The 4,013-nt window shown below is 72.7% G+C and carries 5 protein-coding genes; 2 read left to right on the top strand and 3 right to left on the bottom strand.

All coding sequences use genetic code 11. The features are described 5' to 3' along the window. Nucleotides 1–185: 185 nt before the first annotated feature. The 3 genes from ACFXA3_RS37695 to phoU form a co-directional block, all read right to left on the bottom strand. The gene (locus ACFXA3_RS37695; RefSeq protein ID WP_385194973.1) at nt 186–458 is read right to left on the bottom strand and encodes a hypothetical protein; all 273 of its coding nucleotides are present in this window, start codon (nt 456–458) and stop codon (nt 186–188) included. A gap of 175 nt (nt 459–633) precedes the next feature. Continuing rightward, nucleotides 634–783 (bottom strand): hypothetical protein, encoded by a 150-nt coding sequence (locus ACFXA3_RS37690; protein ID WP_376202382.1) that lies wholly within the window; start codon nt 781–783, stop codon nt 634–636. Between the two features lie 119 nt (nt 784–902). After that, the gene (phoU, locus tag ACFXA3_RS37685; RefSeq protein WP_053787880.1) at nt 903–1,580 is read right to left on the bottom strand and encodes a phosphate signaling complex protein PhoU; all 678 of its coding nucleotides are present in this window, start codon (nt 1,578–1,580) and stop codon (nt 903–905) included. Nucleotides 1,581–1,792: 212 nt separating this feature from the next. Here phoU and ACFXA3_RS37680 point away from each other — a divergent pair, with 212 nt between their 5' ends. Together ACFXA3_RS37680 and ACFXA3_RS37675 are read left to right on the top strand one after the other, a co-directional pair. After that, a complete protein-coding gene (locus ACFXA3_RS37680) occupies nt 1,793–3,019 on the top strand; it encodes a sensor histidine kinase (RefSeq protein ID WP_385194970.1) in 1,227 nt (408 codons plus the stop codon). A gap of 52 nt (nt 3,020–3,071) precedes the next feature. Continuing rightward, nucleotides 3,072–3,752, top strand: a complete 681-nt coding sequence (locus ACFXA3_RS37675) for a response regulator transcription factor (RefSeq protein WP_007265514.1) — start codon at nt 3,072–3,074, stop codon at nt 3,750–3,752. The last annotated feature ends 261 nt before the right edge of the window (nt 3,753–4,013 follow it).

The following is a 4,013-nucleotide window of genomic DNA, read 5'->3' as shown; positions in this document are numbered from 1 at the left end:
GCCACCCCCCCCCCCCCGCACCCCGGGCGGCCCGCCACCCACCCGATAAACAAGCTGGCAAACACCCTGAAAGTGTGGTGACCCGGCCCCCCCCCCCCCCCCCGGCCGGGGTGGGCGGGCCTTTTCATGCTCTGGGTCCACCCTGGGCCCTCAGCGCGGAGCAGGGCCACTCGTGTGGCGCGGGGTCAGGGGGCGGTCGGCGCGGCGGGCTTGGCGGCGGGCTTGGCCAGCAGGGACTCTGCCGTGTCCTGGAGCGCGGCGACGTTGCCGTTGGACAGGACGATGTTGGGGTTGAGGACGCGCTCGACCGGCACGTGCACGACCTCCGAGATGTCGGAGATGTTGAGGTTGTCGAGGAGCGAGAGCAGCGGGTTGTCGGCGGCCTGGGCGGGCGCACCGCCGAGGAGCAGGACGGCGCCGGCGAGAGCGCCGACGAGCGAGGTTCGGTTCAGCTTCATGCGCGGGGAACGGCCCGCCCGTCCCCCCGGTTACCCCCCACCCCACCGGTCCCCCCGTTCGGCCCCGCCAGACCCCCCGTCCGGCCGGACCCGCCCTTCACGGCGAGAGGCCCCCCGTCCGCGGTGTGCGGGAGGGGGCCTCTCGTCGTCGCTGGTGCCGGGCCGGGCGGGCGGGTCAGCCGCCGCACTGGCAGGGCGCGCCGGACTGGCAGCCGCAGCCGCAGCCCGAGCCGCAGCCGCAGGCCGCGAGCAGCGGCAGCCGCAGCGGTTCCGGCCGGGGCTGCTGCTCCTGGTCCGGGGTGATGGGAACGGGGGAATCGGGCATGGGTCCTCCTCGCAGGCGGCGTGCGTGGCGCTGTACGGACTTCTTGCCTCTTACTGCCTTCGCCCTCATTCATGCCCAGCCGGACCGGCGCGTCAACGGCGCACCGGGGGCAGAACGGCTCAGACGCCGTCGACCTGCGTGGGCGCCTGCAGCTCGTCCGCGTGCTCGCCCGTCACCAGGTACACCACGCGCTTGGCCACCGACACCGCGTGGTCCGCGAAACGCTCGTAGTAGCGGCCCAGCAGCGTCACGTCCACCGCGGTCTCGATGCCGTGCTTCCAGCGGTCGTCCATCAGGTGCTGGAACAGCGTGCGGTGCAGCTGGTCCATCTCGTCGTCGTCCTGCTCCAGCTGGAGCGCCAGGTCGACGTCCTTCGTGATGATGACCTCCGCCGCCTTCGCCATCAGGCGCTGCGCCAGCTGCCCCATCTCCAGGATGGTCGCGTGCAGGTCGCGCGGGACCGCCGTGTCCGGGAAGCGCAGCCGGGCCAGCTTCGCCACGTGCTGCGCCAGGTCGCCCGAGCGCTCCAGGTCCGCGGACATGCGCAGCGAGGTCACCACGATGCGCAGGTCGGTGGCGACCGGCTGCTGGCGGGCCAGCAGCGCGATGGCACGGGCCTCCAGGTCGTGCTGGAGGTCGTCGACCTTCTGGTCGGCGGCGATGACGCTCTCGGCGAGCTTCAGGTCGGCGTCGAGCATGGAGGTCGTGGCCCGCCCGATCGCGGAACCGACCAGCCGGGCCATCTCGACCAGGCCTTCCCCGATCGAGTCCAGTTCCTCGTGGTACGCGTCACGCATGGGTGTCCCTCTCTTGCCTACTGCCTCTTGCCCCTCGGGCCGGGCCGGGGCGGCTTCGTGCCCCCACGTTGACACGGTGGGCCGCGAACGCGTCGGACTCCGGCATCACAAGTGAATCAACCCCGTCGCCACGGTGAACTCTGGGCGACGAGTGTTCGAGGTGCCACCCGAACGGCTGTGGAAGTGCCGTCGTGCCTGCTTAACCTGGATCCATGGACGTGAACGCGGCGGTCGCCGCAGCTGCAGCGATCGCCGGTCTGTGCACCGGTGTGATCGCGATGCTGGCGTTCCGCTGGAGCGAGCGCGACCAGGCCCGCCCCACCCGGAGCTCCATGCGCCCCGACATCAACGCGGTGCTCCCGCCCGGCGTGGACACCGTCCTGTCCGTACTGCGCTCCTCCGCCGTCGTGCTCGACGAGGGCGACGCGGTGGTCAAGGCCAGCTCGGCGGCGTACGCCCTCGGACTGGTCCGCGGCGGCAAACTGGCCGTCGAGCCCATGCTCCACATGGCCCGCGACACCCGCCGCGACGGCGAAATACGCCAGGTCGAGCTCGACCTGCCCCGGCGCGGCACCGGCCGCGGCGAGGCCCTCGCGGTCTCGGCGCGCGTCGCCCCGCTCGGCTCCCGGCTCGTCCTGCTCCTCGTCGAGGACCTCACCGAAGCCCGCCGCATCGAAGCCGTGCGCCGCGACTTCGTCGCGAACGTCTCGCACGAGCTGAAGACACCGGTCGGGGCGATCTCCCTGCTGTCCGAGGCGGTCATGGACGCCGCGGACGACCCCGAGGCGGTCAGCCGCTTCGCCGGCCGCATGCAGATCGAGGCCACCCGCCTGATCAACCTCGTACAGGAGCTCATCGACCTCTCCCGGGTACAGAACGACGACCCGCTGGAGGACGCCGAGCCCGTACGGGTGGACACGCTGGTCGCCGAGGCGATCGACCGCTGCCGTCACACGGCGTCCTCCAAGCAGATCACCATGGCCGCCGGCGGCACCGCCGACCTGCGCGTCTGGGGCCACCGCGGACAGCTCGCGGCGGCCCTGGGCAACCTCGTCGAGAACGCCGTCAACTACAGTCCCGCCCGCACCCGCGTCGGCATAGCCGGGCGCAGGGTCGCGGCCCCCGGGGGAGACTTGATCGAGATCGCCGTGACCGACCAGGGCATCGGCATCCCGGAAAAGGACCGCGAGCGCATCTTCGAGCGCTTCTACCGCGTGGACCCGGCCCGCTCCCGCGCCACGGGAGGAACCGGCCTCGGCCTCGCGATCGTGAAGCACGTAGCGGCCTCACACGGCGGGGAGGTGTCCGTATGGAGCTCCGAGGGTCAGGGCTCCACGTTCACCCTGCGCCTGCCGGAAGCAGCCGCTCCGGCCCAGGCTCCCGCGGCCGCCCCGGCCACGGGACCCGCCACCGAACCCAGCCACCCCACCCCTGCCTGAACCCCGCTTCCCCAAGAACCACGCCAGCCATCCCTGCCCCGGAGGTCCTTCCGTGACCCGAGTGCTCGTCGTCGAGGATGAGGAATCCTTCAGCGACGCCCTGTCCTACATGCTCCGCAAGGAGGGCTTCGAGGTCGCCATCGCCGCGACCGGCCCCGACGGGCTCGACGAGTTCGAGCGCAACGGCGCCGACCTCGTCCTCCTCGACCTGATGCTGCCCGGCCTGCCCGGCACCGAGGTCTGCCGGCAGCTGCGCGGCCGCTCCAACGTGCCCGTCATCATGGTGACGGCCAAGGACAGCGAGATCGACAAGGTCGTCGGGCTGGAGATAGGAGCCGACGACTACGTCACGAAGCCCTTCTCCTCGCGGGAGCTGGTCGCCCGCATCCGCGCGGTCCTGCGCCGCCGCGGCGAGCCGGAGGAGGTCACCCCGGCCGCGCTGGAGGCCGGACCCGTACGGATGGACGTCGACCGCCACGTGGTGACGGTGGCCGGCGCCAAGGTCGACCTCCCGCTGAAGGAGTTCGACCTGCTGGAGATGCTGCTGCGCAACGCGGGCCGCGTGCTCACGCGCATGCAGCTGATCGACCGGGTCTGGGGCGCGGACTACGTCGGCGACACCAAGACCCTGGACGTCCACGTCAAGCGCCTGCGCGCCAAGATCGAGCCGGACCCGGGCGCACCGCGCTACCTGGTCACGGTCCGCGGCCTGGGCTACAAGTTCGAGCCGTAGCCCGCGGCGGCCGCGCGGGGTTCACCCCTCCGGGGCCGGCCGGAGGCCGGCGCAGCGTCCCGAAGCCCGGGAGGCCCTCCGGGGCCGAGAGGTGCGAGGGGCGCACGGGGAAGGTGTTCGAGCCGGACCCGGGCGCACCGCGCTACCTGGTCACGGTCCGCGGCCTGGGCTACAAGTTCGAGCCGTAGCCCGCGGCGGCCGGCGCAGCGTCCCGGAGCGCGGGAGGCGCCGCGGCGGCCGCGCCGGTGCGCGGAAGTGAGG

Source organism: Streptomyces sp. NPDC059456 (assembly GCF_042750055.1).
Classification (GTDB): Bacteria; Actinomycetota; Actinomycetes; order Streptomycetales; family Streptomycetaceae; genus Streptomyces.
The sequence above is the reverse complement of the archived record's forward strand: the minus strand, read 5'-3'. Positions and strand labels throughout refer to the sequence as shown.

Excerpts from the sequence above, each read along its gene's own strand:
- ACFXA3_RS37680 (WP_385194970.1), top strand. The coding sequence starts at position 1,793 with ATGGACGTGAACGCGGCGGTCGCCGCAGCTGCAGCGATCGCCGGTCTG.
- ACFXA3_RS37695 (WP_385194973.1), bottom strand. The coding sequence starts at position 458 with ATGAAGCTGAACCGAACCTCGCTCGTCGGCGCTCTCGCCGGCGCCGTC.
- phoU (WP_053787880.1), bottom strand. The coding sequence starts at position 1,580 with ATGCGTGACGCGTACCACGAGGAACTGGACTCGATCGGGGAAGGCCTG.
- ACFXA3_RS37690 (WP_376202382.1), bottom strand. The coding sequence starts at position 783 with ATGCCCGATTCCCCCGTTCCCATCACCCCGGACCAGGAGCAGCAGCCC.